Genomic DNA, 16,949 nt, shown 5'->3' on the forward strand with positions numbered 1-16,949 from the left:
CAGGGCTGGATGCCTCTTGACTGCCGTAAGCCAATTCATGATTAGGAGCGTCACAACAATGAAATCGAACAAGACCCTGCTGACCACCTTGCTTTCCATGGGCCTGCTGGCCAGCGCCGGCGCGACCCAGGCCGCCGGCTGGTGCGAGTCCGGCAAACCGGTGAAATTCGCCGGCCTGAACTGGGAAAGCGGCATGCTGCTGACCGACGTTCTGCAGGTGGTGCTGGAAAAAGGTTACGACTGCAAGACCGACAGCCTGCCGGGCAACTCCATCACCATGGAAAACGCCCTGAGCAGCAACGACATCCAGATCTTCGCCGAAGAATGGGTTGGCCGCAGCGAGGTCTGGAACAAGGCCGAGAAGGCCGGCAAGGTCGTCGGTGTCGGCGCCCCGGTGGTGGGGGCGATCGAAGGCTGGTACGTGCCGCGTTACGTGATCGAAGGCGACGCCAAACGCAAACTCGAAGCCAAGGCGCCGGACCTGAAAAACATCGCCGACCTGGGCAAATACGCCGCCATCTTCAAGGACGCCGAAGAGCCTTCCAAGGGCCGCTTCTACAACTGCCCGGCCGGCTGGACCTGCGAGCTGGACAACAGCGAAATGCTGAAAAGCTACGGCCTGGAAAACAGCTACACCAACTTCCGTCCGGGCACAGGTCCAGCGCTGGATGCGGCCGTGCTGTCGAGCTACAAGCGTGGCGAGCCGATCCTGTTCTACTACTGGTCGCCAACCCCGCTGATGGGCCAGATCGACGCAGTCAAACTGGAAGAAAAAGCGGGCGTCGACAAGACCGTGACCATCAAGGTCGGTCTGTCCAAGACCTTCCACGAGCAAGCGCCGGAACTGGTGGCCGTGCTGGAAAAGGTCAACCTGCCGATCGACCTGCTGAACCAGAACCTGGGCCGCATGGCGAAGGAACGTATCGAGTCGCCAAAACTGGCGAAAATCTTCCTCAAGGAACATCCTGAGGTCTGGCATGCGTGGGTGAGTGAAGACGCTGCCAAGAAAATCGACGCGGCGCTGTAGGTCGAATTCCTCCCGGCCAACCGAGAGGCTGGCCGGGGTGTTCGCCGCAATCGCTTGATTGAGTTTCCTGATTGAGAGCCGCTTATGTTTCCCGAAAGCTTTACCTTTTCCATCGCCGACTGGGTCAACGGTTGGGTCGATGCGCTGGTCACCAATTACGGCGACGTGTTCCGCCATATCTCCGACACCCTGCTGTGGGCCATCGTCAATCTTGAAGGCCTGCTGCGCGCCGCGCCGTGGTGGTTGATGCTGGCCATCGTCGGCGTCGTGGCCTGGCATGCGACGCGCAAAGTCGTGACCACCGCCGTGATCGTCGGTCTGTTGTTCCTGGTCGGCGCCGTCGGCCTGTGGGACAAGTTGATGCAGACCCTCGCGCTGATGATGGTGGCGACGGTCATTTCGGTGCTGATCGGCGTACCGCTGGGGATTCTCTCGGCGCGCAGCAATCGCCTGCGTTCGGTGCTGATGCCGCTGCTCGACATCATGCAGACCATGCCCAGCTTCGTGTACCTGATTCCGGTGCTGATGCTGTTCGGCCTGGGCAAGGTGCCGGCGATTTTCGCCACCGTGATCTACGCCGCGCCGCCGCTGATCCGCCTGACCGATCTGGGCATCCGCCAGGTCGATGGTGAAGTGATGGAAGCGATCAACGCCTTCGGCGCCAACCGCTGGCAGCAACTGTTCGGCGTGCAACTGCCGCTGGCCCTGCCGAGCATCATGGCCGGGATCAACCAGACCACCATGATGGCCCTGTCGATGGTGGTGATCGCCTCGATGATCGGCGCCCGTGGCCTGGGTGAAGATGTGCTGGTGGGCATTCAGACCCTCAACGTCGGACGTGGCCTGGAAGCCGGTCTGGCGATCGTGATTCTCGCAGTGGTCATCGACCGCATTACCCAGGCGTATGGTCGGCCACGGCATGAGGTGAGCAAATGAGCAACGCAACCGTGAGCAAGATCGAAGTCAAAAACGTCTTCAAGATTTTCGGCAACCGCGCCAAGGACGCCCTGGCGATGGTCGGCCAGGGCAAGACCAAGGATCAGGTGCTGAACGAAACCGGTTGCGTGGTCGGGGTCAACGACTTGTCCCTGAGCATCGGTACCGGCGAGATCTTCGTGATCATGGGCCTGTCCGGCTCCGGAAAATCGACGCTGGTGCGCCACTTCAACCGCCTGATCGACCCGACCAGCGGCGCGATCCTGGTGGACGGCGTGGACATCCTGCAATACGACATGGAAGCCCTGCGCGAATTTCGCCGGCACAAGATCAGCATGGTGTTCCAGAGCTTCGGCCTGCTGCCGCACAAGACCGTCCTCGACAACGTCGCCTACGGCCTGAAAGTGCGCGGCGAGAGCAAGCAGCTGTGCGCCGAACGTGCGTTGCACTGGATCAACACCGTGGGCCTCAAGGGCTACGAAAACAAATACCCGCACCAGCTCTCCGGCGGCATGCGCCAGCGTGTGGGTCTGGCCCGGGCATTGGCGGCGGATACCGACATCATCCTGATGGACGAAGCCTTCAGTGCGCTGGATCCGCTGATCCGCGCCGAGATGCAGGACCAGTTGCTGGAGCTGCAAAAGACCCTGCACAAGACCATCGTCTTCATCACCCACGACCTCGACGAGGCCGTGCGCATCGGCAACCGCATCGCGATCCTCAAGGACGGCCGCCTGATCCAGGTCGGCACGCCGAAAGAGATCCTGCATTCGCCGGCGGACGAGTATGTCGACCGTTTCGTGCAGCGGCGGGCGGCGGTGGTCTGATCTGAGTTTTGCAGTGCACAGACTGGCCTCATCGCGGGCAAGCCCGCTCCCACAGGGATTGTGTGAGCAGCGGAGATTCTGTGGGAGCTGGCTTGCCAGCGATGAGGCCGGTGAAGCTGCATCAAAATTATGGTTGAGGTAAGTGATGTCCCAGGCTGAAAAAGTCGTTATCGCCGACGCTACGATGCGTTGGCAGGATGTGGTCGCAGTCGCCCGTCACGGAGCGCAGCTCGAGCTGTCGGCGCAGACCTGGGCGCGCATTGAAAACGCGCAGGGCATCGTCCAGCGTATCGTTGCCAGCGGCGAGCGCGCCTATGGTGTGAACACCGGTCTCGGTGCGCTGTGCAACGTTTCGCTGAAAGACGAGCAGCTCAGTCAGCTGTCGCGCAACACCTTGCTCAGCCATGCCTGCGGCGTCGGTCCGGTACTGGCCGACGAGCAGACCCGCGCAATCATGTGCGCTGCGATCCGCAACTACAGCCACGGCAAATCCGGCATTCATCGCCGGGTGGTCGAAGCGCTGCTGGCGCTGCTCAATCGCGGCATCACCCCGCAAGTGCCGTCGCAGGGTTCGGTGGGTTACCTGACCCACATGGCGCACATCGGCATCGCGCTGCTGGGCGTGGGCAATGTCAGTTATCGCGGGCAAGTGGTTTCCGCGCAGCAGGCGCTGGCCGAAGAGGGCCTGCAACCGGTGCAGCTCGGGGCGAAGGACGGTCTGTGTCTGGTCAACGGCACGCCGTGCATGACCGGCCTCGGTTGCCTGGCGATTGCCGACGCCACGCGTCTGCTGCAATGGGCCGACGTGATCGGCGCCATGAGCTTTGAAGCACAACGCGGCCAGATCGCCGCTTTCGATGCCGAGATCATCGCGCTCAAGCCGCATCCGGGCATGCAGCAGGTCGGCGTCAACCTGCGCGCCTTGCTCGATGGCAGTGAAGTGATTGAGTCGAGCAAAGGCATTCGCACTCAGGATGCCTTGAGCATCCGCTCGATCCCGCAGGTGCACGGTGCTGCGCGCGATCAACTGGAACACGCGATCAAACAGATCGAAACCGAGCTCAACGGCTGCACCGACAACCCGTTGCTGCTGGGCACGCCGGATGACTTCCGGGTGATGTCCCAGGCCAACCCGCACGGACAATCGGTGGCGCTGGCGGCGGATCTGCTGGCGATTGCGATGGCTGAAATCGGCTCGATTGCCGAGCGGCGTCTGGATCGCCTGATCAACCCGCACGTCAGCGGTCTGCCGGCGTTTCTGGTGGCCAATCCGGGGGTGAACTCCGGGATGATGATCGTGCAATACGTCGCCGCGTCGCTGTGCGCGGAAAACCGCCAGTTGGCGCAACCGGCGGTGCTCGACAACTACGTCACCTCGGGCCTGCAGGAAGACCATCTGAGCATGGGCACCAACGCCGCGCTGAAGCTGCATCGCGCGCTGGAAAACTGCACGCAGATCCTCGCGATCGAGTACCTGCTGGCGGCCCAGGCGTTTGAATTTCTCAAGGAACAGCGATTCGGCGCCGGCACCGATACCGCCTGGCGACTGCTGCGCGAAAAAGTCCCGGCCTACGATCAGGACCGCTGGCTGGCGCCGGACATCGCCGCAGCTGCAAGCGTTCTGAAAGACACGGATCTGCTGCACAACGCATTACCGAATTTGCACTGACAACTACCCACGCCAGCGTGCCAAGGCGCGGCTCCCCAAAAGGGCAGACGCGACGGACAACGGACATCTCCGGAGCGTCTGGCGAGTTAACAATAAACTCTCAAAAGGAGCACAAAATGACTGCGCTGAACCTGATCCCCGGCCAACTGAGCCTGGCCCAACTGCGTGACGTTTATCAGAATCCGGTCAAGCTGACCCTCGACAACAGCGCCAGCGCGCAGATCGAGGCCAGTGTGGCCTGCGTCGAGCAGATACTCGCGGAAAACCGCACCGCCTACGGCATCAACACCGGTTTCGGCCTGCTGGCCTCGACCCGCATTGCCAGCGAAGACCTGGAAAACCTCCAGCGTTCGCTGGTGCTGTCCCACGCCGCCGGTGTCGGCCAGCCGATCAGCGATGAGCTGGTGCGCCTGATCATGGTGCTCAAGGTCAACAGCCTCAGCCGTGGTTTCTCCGGCATCCGTCGGGTGGTGATCGATGCGCTGATCACCCTGATCAACGCCGAGGTCTATCCGCACATTCCATTGAAAGGTTCGGTCGGTGCCTCCGGCGACCTCGCGCCATTGGCGCACATGTCGCTGGTGCTGCTGGGCGAGGGCAAGGCGCGTTACAAGGGCGAGTGGATGGAAGCGACCGAAGCGCTGAAAGTCGCCGGTCTGACCCCGCTGACTCTGGCGGCGAAAGAAGGTCTGGCGCTGCTCAATGGCACTCAGGTTTCCACCGCTTTCGCTTTGCGCGGTCTGTTCGAAGGTGAAGACCTGTTTGCTGGCGCTTTGGCGCTGGGCGGTCTGACGGTCGAAGCGGTGCTCGGCTCGCGTTCGCCGTTCGATGCGCGCATCCACGCCGCCCGTGGCCAGAAAGGCCAGATCGACGCCGCTGCCGCTTACCGCGATCTGCTGGGCGAGCGTAGCGAAGTCTCCGACTCGCACCAGAACTGCGAAAAGGTGCAGGACCCGTACTCGCTGCGTTGCCAGCCGCAAGTCATGGGCGCGTGCCTGACCCAGTTCCGTCAGGCCGCCGAAGTGCTGACTGTCGAGGCCAACGCCGTATCCGACAACCCGCTGGTGTTCGCGGCCGAAGGCGACGTGATTTCCGGCGGCAACTTCCACGCCGAGCCGGTAGCCATGGCCGCTGACAACATGGCCCTGGCCATTGCCGAAATCGGTTCCCTGAGCGAGCGTCGTATCTCGCTGATGATGGACAAGCACATGTCGCAACTGCCGCCGTTCCTGGTGGCCAATGGCGGCGTGAACTCCGGCTTCATGATCGCCCAGGTGACCGCTGCGGCCCTGGCCAGCGAGAACAAGGCGCTGTCCCATCCGCATTCGGTGGACAGCCTGCCGACTTCTGCCAACCAGGAAGACCACGTGTCGATGGCCCCGGCCGCTGGCAAGCGCCTGTGGGAAATGGCTGAGAATACCCGCGGGATTCTTGCGGTGGAGTGGCTGGCGGCGGTGCAGGGGCTTGATCTGCGCAACGGCCTGAAAACTTCGGCCAAACTGGAACTGGCCCGAGGGATTCTGCGTCGCGAAGTGCCGTTCTACGAGAAGGACCGCTTCTTCGCGCCGGATATCAACGCGGCGACCGAACTGTTGGCTTCGCGGGTCCTGACTGAACTGGTTCCGGCGAAGTTGCTGCCTAGTTTGTAAGCGTTTTTTCAGGGGGATTTTTGTCGTCCGGGAAACCGATCCCCCTCACCCCAGCCCTCTCCCCCAAGGGGGAGAGGGGGAAAGGGAGCAGATCTTCATCGTTTTCAGAACCTGAGTTCGACTCAAGAATTTCAGGTCGATGTACCTCGAAAGAGCAACCCGGTCAGTCCCCTCTCCCTCCGGGAGAGGGTTAGGGTGAGGGGGCTTTTGAAGGCTGCCCACCAAACAGAATCCAACGGAGGCTCACAGTGAAAACCCTCTGGCAACACTGCCACGTCGCAACCATGGCGCAAGGCGTCTACTCGATCATCGAGGATGCGGCCATCGTGACGTCCGGTGCACTCATCGAGTGGATTGGCCCGCGCAGCCAATTGCCGTCAGGCGAATACCCGGCGGTCAATGACCTGCAAGGCGCGTGGGTCACCCCCGGCCTGATCGATTGCCACACTCACACCGTGTTCGGCGGCAACCGCAGCGGCGAGTTCGAGAAGCGCCTGCAAGGCGTCAGCTATGCCGAAATCGCAGCGGCCGGCGGCGGCATCGCCAGCACCGTGCGGGCCACGCGCGAAGCCTCGGAAGACGAGCTGTTCGCCAGCGCCGCCAAACGCCTGAAAAGCCTGATGCGCGACGGCGTGACCACGGTCGAAATGAAATCCGGCTACGGCCTCGATCTGGCCAGCGAGCGCAAGATCCTGCGGGTCATCCGTCGCCTCGCCGCCGAGCTGCCGATCAGCGTGCGCAGCACCTGCCTGGCCGCTCATGCATTGCCGCCGGAGTACAAGGATCGCGCCGACGATTACATCGATCACATCTGCGCCGAAATGCTCCCGGCGCTGGCCGCCGAAGGCCTGGTGGATGCGGTGGATGCGTTCTGCGAATACCTGGCGTTCTCCCCGGAGCAGGTCGAGCGTGTGTTCATCACCGCGCAAAAACTCAATCTGCCGGTGAAACTGCACGCCGAACAATTGTCGTCGCTGCACGGCTCCAGCCTGGCCGCGCGCTATCACGCGTTGTCCGCCGATCACCTGGAGTTCATGGACGAAGCCGACGCCATCGCCATGGCCGAATCCGACACCGTCGCAGTGCTGTTGCCGGGCGCGTTCTACTTCCTGCGCGAAACCCAGTTGCCGCCGATGGAAGCCCTGCGCAAACACAAAGTGAAAATCGCCATCGCCAGCGACCTCAACCCCGGCACCTCGCCGGCGCTGTCGTTGCGCTTGATGCTGAACATGGCCTGCACCTGTTTCCGCATGACCCCGGAAGAAGCCCTGGCCGGCGCCACGATTCACGCGGCGCAAGCCTTGGGCATGGCCGAGACCCACGGTTCGCTGGAAGTCGGCAAGGTCGCGGATTTTGTCGCCTGGCAGATCGACCGCCCGGCGGATCTGGCGTACTGGCTGGGTGGTGAACTGGATAAACGCGTCGTCCGTCACGGCGTTGAATCAAGTCTGTAGGAGAACGGTTGTGGATAAGGTTCTGAACTTCAAACAAGGTCGCGTGCCGCTGCTGATCAGCATGCCCCACGCCGGTGTGCGCCTGACTCCGGCGGTCGAGGCCGGGTTGATCCCGGACGCGAAAAGTCTGCCGGACACCGACTGGCATATTCCGCAGCTCTACGACTTCGCCGCCGAACTGGGCGCCAGCACCCTGGCGGCCGAGTACTCGCGATTCGTCATCGACCTGAACCGGCCGTCCGACGACAAACCGCTGTACGCCGGCGCCACCACCGGTCTGTTCCCGGCGACGCTGTTCGATGGCATTCCGTTGTTCAAGGAAGGCAAGGAACCGTCGAAAGAAGAGCGCGCGACGTACCTGGAGCAGATCTGGACGCCGTACCACCGCACCTTGCAGGAAGAGCTGGCGCGGCTGAAGGCCGAGTTCGGTTACGCTTTGCTGTTCGATGCACACTCGATCCGTTCGATCATCCCGCACCTGTTCGACGGCAAGCTGCCGGATTTCAACCTTGGCACCTTCAATGGCGCCAGTTGCGATCCACAACTGGCCACACAACTGGAAGCGATCTGCGCCCGCCACGACGCTTACAGCCATGTGCTGAACGGACGCTTCAAGGGCGGCCACATCACCCGTCACTACGGCAACCCGGCCGAGAACATCCACGCCGTGCAACTGGAGCTGGGCCAGTGCACGTATATGGAAGAGTTCGAACCGTTTCGCTATCGCACCGATCTGGCAGAGCCGACGCGGGTGGTGCTCAAGGAGTTGCTGCAAGGACTGCTCGCCTGGGGCAAATCCCGCTATACAGCCTAACTGATTGTCTGATCGTTCCCACGTCGAGGCGTCGAACCGTCCGAGTGGGAATGCAGCCCGTGACGCTCCGCGTCACTGGACGCGGAGCGTCCCTTGAGGCATTCCCACGCAGAGCGTGGGAACGATCTGCGGTGAGTGAGCGATCTGGGGGGGCGCCCTCAAACAGTCGCCACCGTGCAAATCCCGGTCGCCACAGTTCGCTTTTCCCGCTCGTCTGCTGCGTAATGTTTCGGCCACGGTGCAAGAAGACACCGATCCGAACAATAACCCGCTGCCGCACGAGACGATCCCACATGAAAAAACTGTTCACTCGTTGTGCGTTAATCCTCACCGGCAGTGCGCTGCTCAGCGCCGGCGCCATGGCTTCCGACGATGCTTCCTGCAAAACCGTGCGCATGGGCGTGGTCAACTGGACCGACGTGATCGCCACCAGCGGCATGGCCGACGTGCTGCTCAACGGCCTCGGTTATGAAAGCAAGCAAACCAGCGCCGTGCAGCAAATCATCTTCGCCGGCATCCGCGACAAACGTCTGGATATCTTCCTCGGCTACTGGAAACCGGCGATGGACAAGAACATCGCGCCGTTCCTCGCCGCCAATCAGGTCAAAGTCATGGACAAACCAAGCCTGGCCGACGCCCAGGCGACGCTGGCGGTTCCGGATTACGTGGCGGCGGCGGGGCTGAAGACCTTTGGCGACATCGCGAAATTCAAGGATCAACTCGGCGCCAAAATCTACGGCATCGAGCCCGGCAGCGGCGCCAACACCACGATCAAGACCATGATCGAAACCAACCACTTCGGCCTGAAGGATTTCAAGATCATCGAATCCGGTGAGGCCGGCATGCTCGCCGCCGTGCAGCGAGCGGTAAACCGCAAGGAATTCGTGGTATTCGTCGGCTGGACCCCGCACCCGATGAACATCAACATGAAAATCACCTACCTGACCGGCAGCGAAGACGTCTACGGCCCGAACGAAGGCGCCGCCACCGTTTCCACCGTCACCGCGCCGGACTACGCCGAGCGCTGCCCGAACGTCCATCGACTGCTGGAAAACCTGACCTTCACCGCCGCCCAGGAAAGCCAGTTGATGGTGCCGATCATGGAGCGCAAGACCCCTCAGGAAGTGGCGAAGACCTGGCTGCGTGAGCATCCCGAAGATCTGCAACGCTGGCTGGCGGGTGTCAGCAGTTTTGACGGCAAGGACGGCGTGGCCACGGTTCAGGCCAGCCTGAAAAACTGATGGGCACTTATCCACTCTCGCCGTCGATGGCGGCGTTCGTCGCCAGAACCGAAAGCTTCGCCAGCGATGACAGCAGCCTCGGCGGATTGCGCAAATCCTACGACGCCATGTGCCGCGCCTTCACGCCCGAGCGGCCGGCGGGTCTGGAGGTGGTGGATTTCCAGTTGAGCGGGGTGGCGGTGCGCTCGTATCGCCCGCCTGTCCGGCCATCGGCCAGTGGCTGGCCGTGCGTGTTGTACCTGCATGGCGGCGGTTGGGTGGTCGGCGGGCTGGATTCCCATGACTTCATCTGCTGCGAGTTGGCCATGGCGCTCGGGGCGATGGTGGTGGCGGTGGATTACCGGCTGGCGCCGGAGCATCCGTTCCCGGCCGGTTTCGAGGATTGCCTGAGCGTCTGGCGCGCGTTGCGCAGCGGACCGTTCTGGTTCGATCCCGGACGGATGCTGGTGGCGGGCGACAGCGCCGGCGGCAATCTGGCGGCGGCGCTGTGCCTGGCGCTACGCGATGCCGGCGAGCCGCTGCCGGGCGCGCAGGTCTTGATCTATCCGGGGCTGGGTGGCGACGCACAGTTAGCGTCGCGCAGCGAATGCGCCGATGCGCCGTTGCTCGCCAGCAGCGATGTCGATTGCTATCACGCCTTGTACCTGCGCGGCACCGCGAAGCCGAACGCCTATGCGATGCCGTTGCTGGCCGGGGACTTCAGCGGTTTGCCCCCGGCCTGGATTGCCGTGGCGCAGTTCGATCCATTGCGTGACGACGGCGTGTGCTACGCCGAACGGCTGAACGCGGCGGGAGTCGACGCGGTGCTGTACTACGGCGAAGGGCTGGTTCACGGCTGCCTGCGGGCGCGGCATCAGGTCGCCGAGGTCGATCGTCTCTTTGAGAACCTGCTGGGGTTCATGGCTGACAAATTGTGACAGCGCACGGGCATGCTCATTGACGTAAATCGGGTTTATGATGCCGGACGGCAGAATAATAGAAGTCCCCCCAGGGATGACCTCGACCCCTTACGGAGCGCGCAATGCAGACTTTGTTTCCGCAGATCAAACCTCACGCACGGCACGATCTGGCCGTCGATGACACCCACACGCTGTACGTCGACGAAAGCGGTTCACCGGAAGGTTTGCCGGTGGTGTTCATCCACGGAGGTCCCGGCGCCGGGTGCGACGCCCAGAGTCGCCGCTATTTTGATCCGAACCTGTATCGCATTGTCACCTTCGACCAGCGCGGTTGCGGTCGCTCCACGCCCCACGCCAGTCTGGAAAACAACACCACCTGGGATCTGGTCGAAGACCTTGAGCGTATTCGTAAACACCTGGGCATCGACAAATGGGTGCTGTTCGGCGGCTCCTGGGGTTCGACCCTGGCGCTGGCCTACGCGCAGACCCACCCGGAGCGCGTACATGGGCTGATCCTGCGCGGGATCTTTCTGTGCCGTCCGCAGGAAATCGAATGGTTCTACCAGGCCGGCGCCAGCCGTCTGTTCCCCGATTACTGGCAGGACTACCTCGCGCCAATTCCGCTGGACGAGCGCGACGACCTGCTCAGCGCGTTCCACAAACGCCTGACCGGCAACGACCAGATCGCCCAGATGCACGCGGCCAAGGCCTGGTCGACCTGGGAAGGGCGCACCGCGACCCTGCGTCCGAATCCGCTGGTGGTCGACCGCTTCTCCGAGCCGCAGCGCGCCTTGTCGATTGCGCGGATCGAATGCCACTACTTCACCAACAACGCGTTCCTTGAGCCAAACCAGCTGATCCGCGACATGGGCAAGATCGCCCATCTGCCGGGCGTGATCATCCATGGCCGCTACGACGTGATCTGCCCGCTCGACAACGCCTGGGAACTGCATCAGGCCTGGCCGAACAGCGAGCTGCAGGTGATCCGCGATGCCGGCCACGCCGCGTCCGAACCGGGCATCACCGATGCACTGGTGCGCGCCGCCAGCAAAATGGCCCGTCGCCTGCTCGACCTGCCGCCCGAAGAAGCATGAAGGGTCTTTTGCAGCGCGTGAAAGGCGCGCGGGTCGAAGTGGCGGGCGAGGTGGTTGGCAGTGTCGATCAGGGTTTGCTGGTGCTGGTGGCGGTCGAACCCGACGACACGCCGGCCAGCGCCGACAAACTTCTGCATAAGCTGCTTAACTATCGAGTGTTCAGTGACGCCGAGGGCAAGATGAATCTGTCCCTGGCGGATGTGGGCGGCGGGTTGCTGCTGGTCTCTCAGTTCACCCTCGCTGCCGACACCAAAAGCGGGTTGCGCCCGAGTTTCTCGACCGCCGCCCCTCCGACGCTGGGCGAAGAATTATTCGACTATCTATTAAGCAAAGCGAAACAGATGCATGGCACAGTGGCATCAGGTAGATTCGGCGCGGATATGCAGGTGCACCTGGTCAACGATGGCCCGGTAACCTTCCTGTTACAGACATGAAAGCGCTTGAAACATCTTTTTAAGGGCTTTTCGACTGAAAACAGGGAATTTTCGCGATAAATACTTTGTTACCCCTGATGCGTTGTCACGCGGGCTACTAGATAATCGCGCGCTACGGGGATCAGCGTTCGTTGGTCCATTTTGACTTAGGTAGAGACTTGTCCGGATCCGATTGGGGAATCATTTTGACCCAGCGGAGTCGGAACAATGCTCGCCAACTTGGCAAGGGTGCCCTGAAAGGTCGGTTTTTTTGTACCGAATCCCTCACAGGCACTTCATCTGGCCGTTGGTTTATTGATCTGTTTTCGGCGAGGGTTGCTCGTGATTGTTAGTCCCTGTAATGCAGCAAAATTGTCTGCCAAACGCTTGCGCAGCGCTCTGGTAGCGGGCTCGGCAGTACTCTGCCTGCTCAGCGCCGGCCAGCTTTGGGCATTCAATCTTGACGATGTGTCGGCCAAGGCCAAAGAGCTGGCCGGGCAGAAGTTCGAAGCCCCGCGCAGCAACCTGCCAAACGAATTCCGTGAAATGAAATTCGCGGACTATCAGAAGATTCGTTTCCGCACCGAAAAAGCCGAATGGGCCGACCAGAAGACCCCGTTCAAGCTGTCCTTCTATCATCAGGGCATGCACTTCGATACGCCGGTGAAAATCAACGAAATCACCGCGAACACCGTCGAAGAGATCAAATACGATCCTAGCCGTTTCGATTTCGGCGACCTGCAGTTCGATCCTAAGGCCACCGAACAACTGGGCTACGCCGGTTTCCGTGTCCTGTACCCGATCAACAAGGCTGACAAGCAAGACGAAATCATGACCATGCTGGGCGCGAGCTACTTCCGCGTTGTCGGCAAGGGTCACACCTACGGTCTGTCGGCCCGTGGTCTGGCGATCGATACCGCTTTGCCGTCCGGCGAAGAATTCCCGCGTTTTCGCGAGTTCTGGATTCAGCAGCCGAAGCCGGGCGACAAGCACCTGGTGATCTTCGCCCTGCTGGATTCGCCACGTGCGACCGGCGCCTACCGTCTGATCCTGCGTCCGGGCAGCGACACCATCGTCGACGTCAAGGGCCAGATGTACCTGCGTGACAAGGTCGGCAAGCTCGGCATCGCGCCGCTGACCAGCATGTTCCTGTTCGGCGCCAACCAGCCGTCGAAAGTGCTCAACTACCGTCGTGAACTGCACGACTCCAGCGGTCTGTCGATCCATGCCGGCAACGGCGAGTGGATCTGGCGCCCACTGAACAACCCGAAACATTTGGCTGTCAGCCAGTTCAGCGTCGAAAACCCGCGTGGTTTCGGTCTGCTGCAACGTGGCCGTGACTTCAGCCACTACGAAGACCTCGACGACCGCTACGACAAGCGCCCAAGCGCCTGGATCGAGCCGAAGGGCGACTGGGGCAAAGGCACCGTCGATCTGGTCGAGATCCCGACCGCCGACGAAACCAACGACAACATCGTTGCGTTCTGGAGCCCGGAAAAACTGCCGGAGCCAGGCCAGCCGCTGGACTTTGCCTACCGCATGCACTGGACCATCGACGAAGCCGCGCTGCACGCGCCGGACAGCGCCTGGGTCAACCAGACCCTGCGTTCGACCGGTGACGTCAAGCAATCGAACCTGATCCGTCAGCCGGATGGCAGCGTTGCCTACCTGGTCGACTTCGAGGGCCCGTCCCTGGCCGCCTTGGCCCCGGATGCAGACGTTCGCAGCCAGGTCAGCGTCGGCGACAACGCCGAACTGGTCGAGAACAGCGTGCGCTACAACCCGGAAACCAAGGGCTGGCGCCTGACCCTGCGGATGAAGATCAAGGACGCGAGCAAGTCCACCGAGATGCGCGCAGCCCTGGTGCAGCCAGTGGTCACCGCTGATCTGGCCAAGTCTTCGGTACCGACGTCCAACTCGTCGGTAGCCAAGGCCGACAAGGTTGCCGCCAAGCAACAAGAGAAAGCCGACAAGGAAGCCAAGGCCGCCGAGGCCAAACAGGCCGACGCCAAGCCGGTTGCAGATGCCAAGGACAAGGCCAACAAAGACGCCAAGCAGCCAGCCGCTGCGGACGCGGCCCCAGCCACACCGGAATCGGCACCGACTGAAGAAGTCCTGACCGAGACCTGGAGCTATCAGTTGCCTGCCGATGAGTAACTCTCAAGTACAGCCAGAGACTCTGTCCGAGTACCTGGCGCATCTGCCGATGACCGACGAGCAGCGCGCGGAACTCGCGGGCTGCCAGTCCTTCAGCGAATTGCATGAACGCCTGTCGTCCAAGACCTTTGACGCGCCGACCGAAGCCGCCCAGGCTTCGGTGGGCAAGCGCCTGACCCTGAGCACCGCCGAAGAGCTGGAAGACGCGGAAATGCTGGTGCTCGACGCCAGCGGCCGGGTCAGCATGAAGGCCACGCCGCCGATCCGTCGGACCAAGGTCGTGCCGGAGCCGTGGCGCACCAACATTCTGGTGCGTGGCTGGCGCCGTTTGACCGGTCGGACCAACCCGCCGCAACCGCCGAAGGACGCCAACGTGTTGCCGGCGGCGCGCTGGCGCACGGTCGGTTCGATCCGTCGCTACATTCTGCTGGTGCTGATGCTGGGTCAGACCATCGTCGCCGGCTGGTACATGAAAGGCATCATGCCGTACCAGGGCTGGTCGTTCGTCGATCTGGAAGAAGTCCTGCATCAACCGCTGCTGCAAACCGCCACGCAAGTGCTGCCGTATGCGCTGCAGACCAGCATCCTGATCATGTTCGGGATTCTGTTCTGCTGGGTATCGGCCGGTTTCTGGACCGCGCTGATGGGCTTCCTCGAATTGCTCACCGGCCACGATAAATACCGGATCTCCGGTAAAAGTGCCGGCAACGAGCCGATTCCGAAAGACGCGCGCACCGCACTGGTGATGCCGATCTGCAACGAAGACGTGCCTCGGGTATTTGCCGGTCTGCGCGCGACGTTCGAGTCGGTCGCCGCTACCGGTGACCTGGACCGTTTCGACTTCTTCGTCCTCAGCGACAGTAACGACACCGACATCTGCGTTGCCGAGCAGCAGGCCTGGCTGGACGTCTGCCGTGAAGCGAAGGGCTTCGGCAAGATCTTCTATCGCCGCCGTCGTCGCCGCGTAAAACGCAAGAGCGGCAACCTCGACGACTTCTGCCGTCGCTGGGGCGGTGACTACAAGTACATGGTCGTACTCGACGCCGACTCGGTCATGAGCGGCGAGTGCCTGACCAGTCTGGTGCGCCTGATGGAGGCCACTCCGGACGCCGGCATCATCCAGACCGCGCCGCGCGCTTCGGGCATGGACACGCTGTATGCACGCATGCAGCAATTCGCCACCCGTGTATACGGTCCGCTGTTCACCGCCGGCCTGCACTTCTGGCAGCTGGGTGAATCCCACTACTGGGGTCACAACGCGATCATCCGCATGAAGCCGTTCATCGACCACTGCGCCCTGGCGCCGTTGCCGGGCAAGGGTGCGTTCTCCGGTGCGATCCTCTCTCACGACTTCGTTGAAGCGGCGCTGATGCGCCGTGCCGGCTGGGGCGTGTGGATTGCCTACGATCTGCCGGGCAGCTACGAAGAACTGCCGCCGAACCTGCTCGATGAACTCAAGCGTGACCGTCGCTGGTGCCACGGCAACCTGATGAACTTCCGTCTGTTCCTGGTAAAAGGCATGCACCCGGTGCACCGCGCGGTGTTTCTGACTGGCGTGATGTCTTACCTGTCGGCGCCGCTGTGGTTCTTCTTCCTGGTGTTGTCGACCGCGCTGCTGGCGGTGAACACGCTGATGGAGCCGCAGTACTTCCTCGAACCGCGTCAGCTCTATCCGCTGTGGCCACAATGGCACCCGGACAAGGCGATCGCGCTGTTCTCGACGACCATCGTGCTGCTGTTCCTGCCGAAGCTGTTGAGCATCATCCTGATCTGGGCCAAGGGCGCGAAAGAGTTCGGCGGCAAGTTCAAGGTGACCCTGTCGATGCTGCTGGAGATGCTGTTCTCCATGCTGCTGGCGCCGGTGCGGATGATTTTCCACACCCGTTTCGTTCTGGCCGCGTTCCTCGGCTGGGCCGCGACCTGGAACTCGCCGCAGCGTGACGACGATTCCACGCCATGGAGCGAAGCGGTCAAGCGTCACGGTCCGCAGACCCTGCTGGGCTTCTTCTGGGCGCTGCTGGTGATCTGGCTGAACCCGAGCTTCCTGTGGTGGCTGGTGCCGATCGTCGGTTCGCTGATGCTGTCGATTCCGGTGTCGGTGATTTCCAGCCGCGTCGGTCTGGGCCTCAAATCCCGTGACGAGAGCCTGTTCCTCATCCCCGAGGAATACAATCCGCCACAGGAGCTGCTGGCCACCGATCAGTACACCCACGAAAACCGCTGGCACGCGCTGAACGACGGCTTCGTCCGCGCCGTGGTCGATCCACAGCAGAACGCCCTGGCGTGCTCGCTGGCGACCTCGCGTCACGGTCAGGCCGAGCCGATCGAATGGCTGCGTCAGGAACGCGTGCGTCACGCGATCAAGGTCGGCCCGGCCGGGCTGAACAACCATGATCGCCTGCAACTGCTGAGCGATCCGGTGGCCCTGGCCCGTCTGCACGAGCAGGTGTGGGCCGAAGGCCATGCCGAGTGGCTGGACGCCTGGCGGGCTTCGGTGAAAGCCGATCCCCACGCGCCGCTGCTGCCGCTCAAGCCGGTGAGCTTGCAGGCGCAACCGGCCTGATGAAGAAACCCCGCGAAAGCGGGGTTTTTTATGTCCAGAAAAAGAGCCCCCCTCACCCTAACCCTCTCCCGGAGGGAGAGGGGACTGACCGAGTTGAATGCTCGAGTTACGCCGACGTGAGATACCGAGTTGAACTCCGGTCTGGAAGACAACGAAGATCGGCTCCCTTTCCCCCTCTCCCCTCTGGGGAGAGGGCTGGGGTGAGG

The 16,949-nt window shown here is 62.3% G+C and carries 13 protein-coding genes; all 13 read left to right on the top strand.

The window, feature by feature from the left end:
* The first annotated feature begins 58 nt into the window (after positions 1-58).
* The 13 genes from L6D82_RS00800 to mdoH all read left to right on the top strand — a co-directional run bounded on the left by L6D82_RS00800 (position 59) and on the right by mdoH (position 16,743).
* Positions 59-1,027: an ABC transporter substrate-binding protein gene (locus tag L6D82_RS00800; RefSeq protein ID WP_085746394.1), complete on the top strand. Its 969-nt coding sequence runs from the start codon at positions 59-61 to the stop codon at positions 1,025-1,027.
* Between the two features lie 84 nt (positions 1,028-1,111).
* On the top strand, positions 1,112-1,963 hold the full coding sequence (locus L6D82_RS00805) for an ABC transporter permease (protein ID WP_007952475.1): 852 nt from the start codon (positions 1,112-1,114) through the stop codon (positions 1,961-1,963).
* Positions 1,960-2,790 (top strand): quaternary amine ABC transporter ATP-binding protein, encoded by an 831-nt coding sequence (locus L6D82_RS00810; protein WP_052266509.1) that lies wholly within the window; start codon positions 1,960-1,962, stop codon positions 2,788-2,790. The genes L6D82_RS00805 and L6D82_RS00810 overlap by 4 nt, the downstream gene beginning before the upstream one ends.
* A gap of 145 nt (positions 2,791-2,935) precedes the next feature.
* On the top strand, positions 2,936-4,459 hold the full coding sequence (gene hutH, locus L6D82_RS00815) for a histidine ammonia-lyase (protein ID WP_236187871.1): 1,524 nt from the start codon (positions 2,936-2,938) through the stop codon (positions 4,457-4,459).
* Positions 4,460-4,575: 116 nt separating this feature from the next.
* Entirely contained in the window at positions 4,576-6,108 is a 1,533-nt protein-coding gene (gene hutH, locus L6D82_RS00820; RefSeq protein WP_236187873.1) for a histidine ammonia-lyase, read from the top strand.
* 248 nt (positions 6,109-6,356) lie between these two features.
* Positions 6,357-7,562 (top strand): imidazolonepropionase, encoded by a 1,206-nt coding sequence (gene hutI, locus L6D82_RS00825; protein ID WP_103387335.1) that lies wholly within the window; start codon positions 6,357-6,359, stop codon positions 7,560-7,562.
* Between the two features lie 10 nt (positions 7,563-7,572).
* Positions 7,573-8,376: an N-formylglutamate deformylase gene (gene hutG, locus L6D82_RS00830; RefSeq protein ID WP_236187874.1), complete on the top strand. Its 804-nt coding sequence runs from the start codon at positions 7,573-7,575 to the stop codon at positions 8,374-8,376.
* A 293-nt stretch (positions 8,377-8,669) separates the two neighbouring features.
* The gene (locus L6D82_RS00835) at positions 8,670-9,617 is read left to right on the top strand and encodes a choline ABC transporter substrate-binding protein (protein ID WP_102687884.1); all 948 of its coding nucleotides are present in this window, start codon (positions 8,670-8,672) and stop codon (positions 9,615-9,617) included.
* Positions 9,617-10,534 (top strand): alpha/beta hydrolase, encoded by a 918-nt coding sequence (locus tag L6D82_RS00840; RefSeq protein ID WP_236187875.1) that lies wholly within the window; start codon positions 9,617-9,619, stop codon positions 10,532-10,534. The genes L6D82_RS00835 and L6D82_RS00840 overlap by 1 nt, the downstream gene beginning before the upstream one ends.
* A 104-nt stretch (positions 10,535-10,638) precedes the next feature.
* Entirely contained in the window at positions 10,639-11,610 is a 972-nt protein-coding gene (pip, locus tag L6D82_RS00845; RefSeq protein WP_007952436.1) for a prolyl aminopeptidase, read from the top strand.
* A complete protein-coding gene (gene dtd / locus L6D82_RS00850; RefSeq protein ID WP_102687886.1) occupies positions 11,607-12,044 on the top strand; it encodes a D-aminoacyl-tRNA deacylase in 438 nt (145 codons plus the stop codon). The genes pip and dtd overlap by 4 nt, the downstream gene beginning before the upstream one ends.
* Positions 12,045-12,365: 321 nt before the next feature.
* Positions 12,366-14,180: a glucan biosynthesis protein G gene (locus L6D82_RS00855; protein ID WP_102687895.1), complete on the top strand. Its 1,815-nt coding sequence runs from the start codon at positions 12,366-12,368 to the stop codon at positions 14,178-14,180.
* The gene (mdoH, locus tag L6D82_RS00860) at positions 14,173-16,743 is read left to right on the top strand and encodes a glucans biosynthesis glucosyltransferase MdoH (RefSeq protein WP_102687887.1); all 2,571 of its coding nucleotides are present in this window, start codon (positions 14,173-14,175) and stop codon (positions 16,741-16,743) included. Before L6D82_RS00855 ends, mdoH begins: the two co-directional genes overlap by 8 nt.
* Positions 16,744-16,949: the final 206 nt, after the last annotated feature.

The organism is Pseudomonas paraglycinae (assembly GCF_021601625.1).
GTDB classification, from domain to species: Bacteria; Pseudomonadota; Gammaproteobacteria; order Pseudomonadales; family Pseudomonadaceae; genus Aquipseudomonas; species Aquipseudomonas paraglycinae.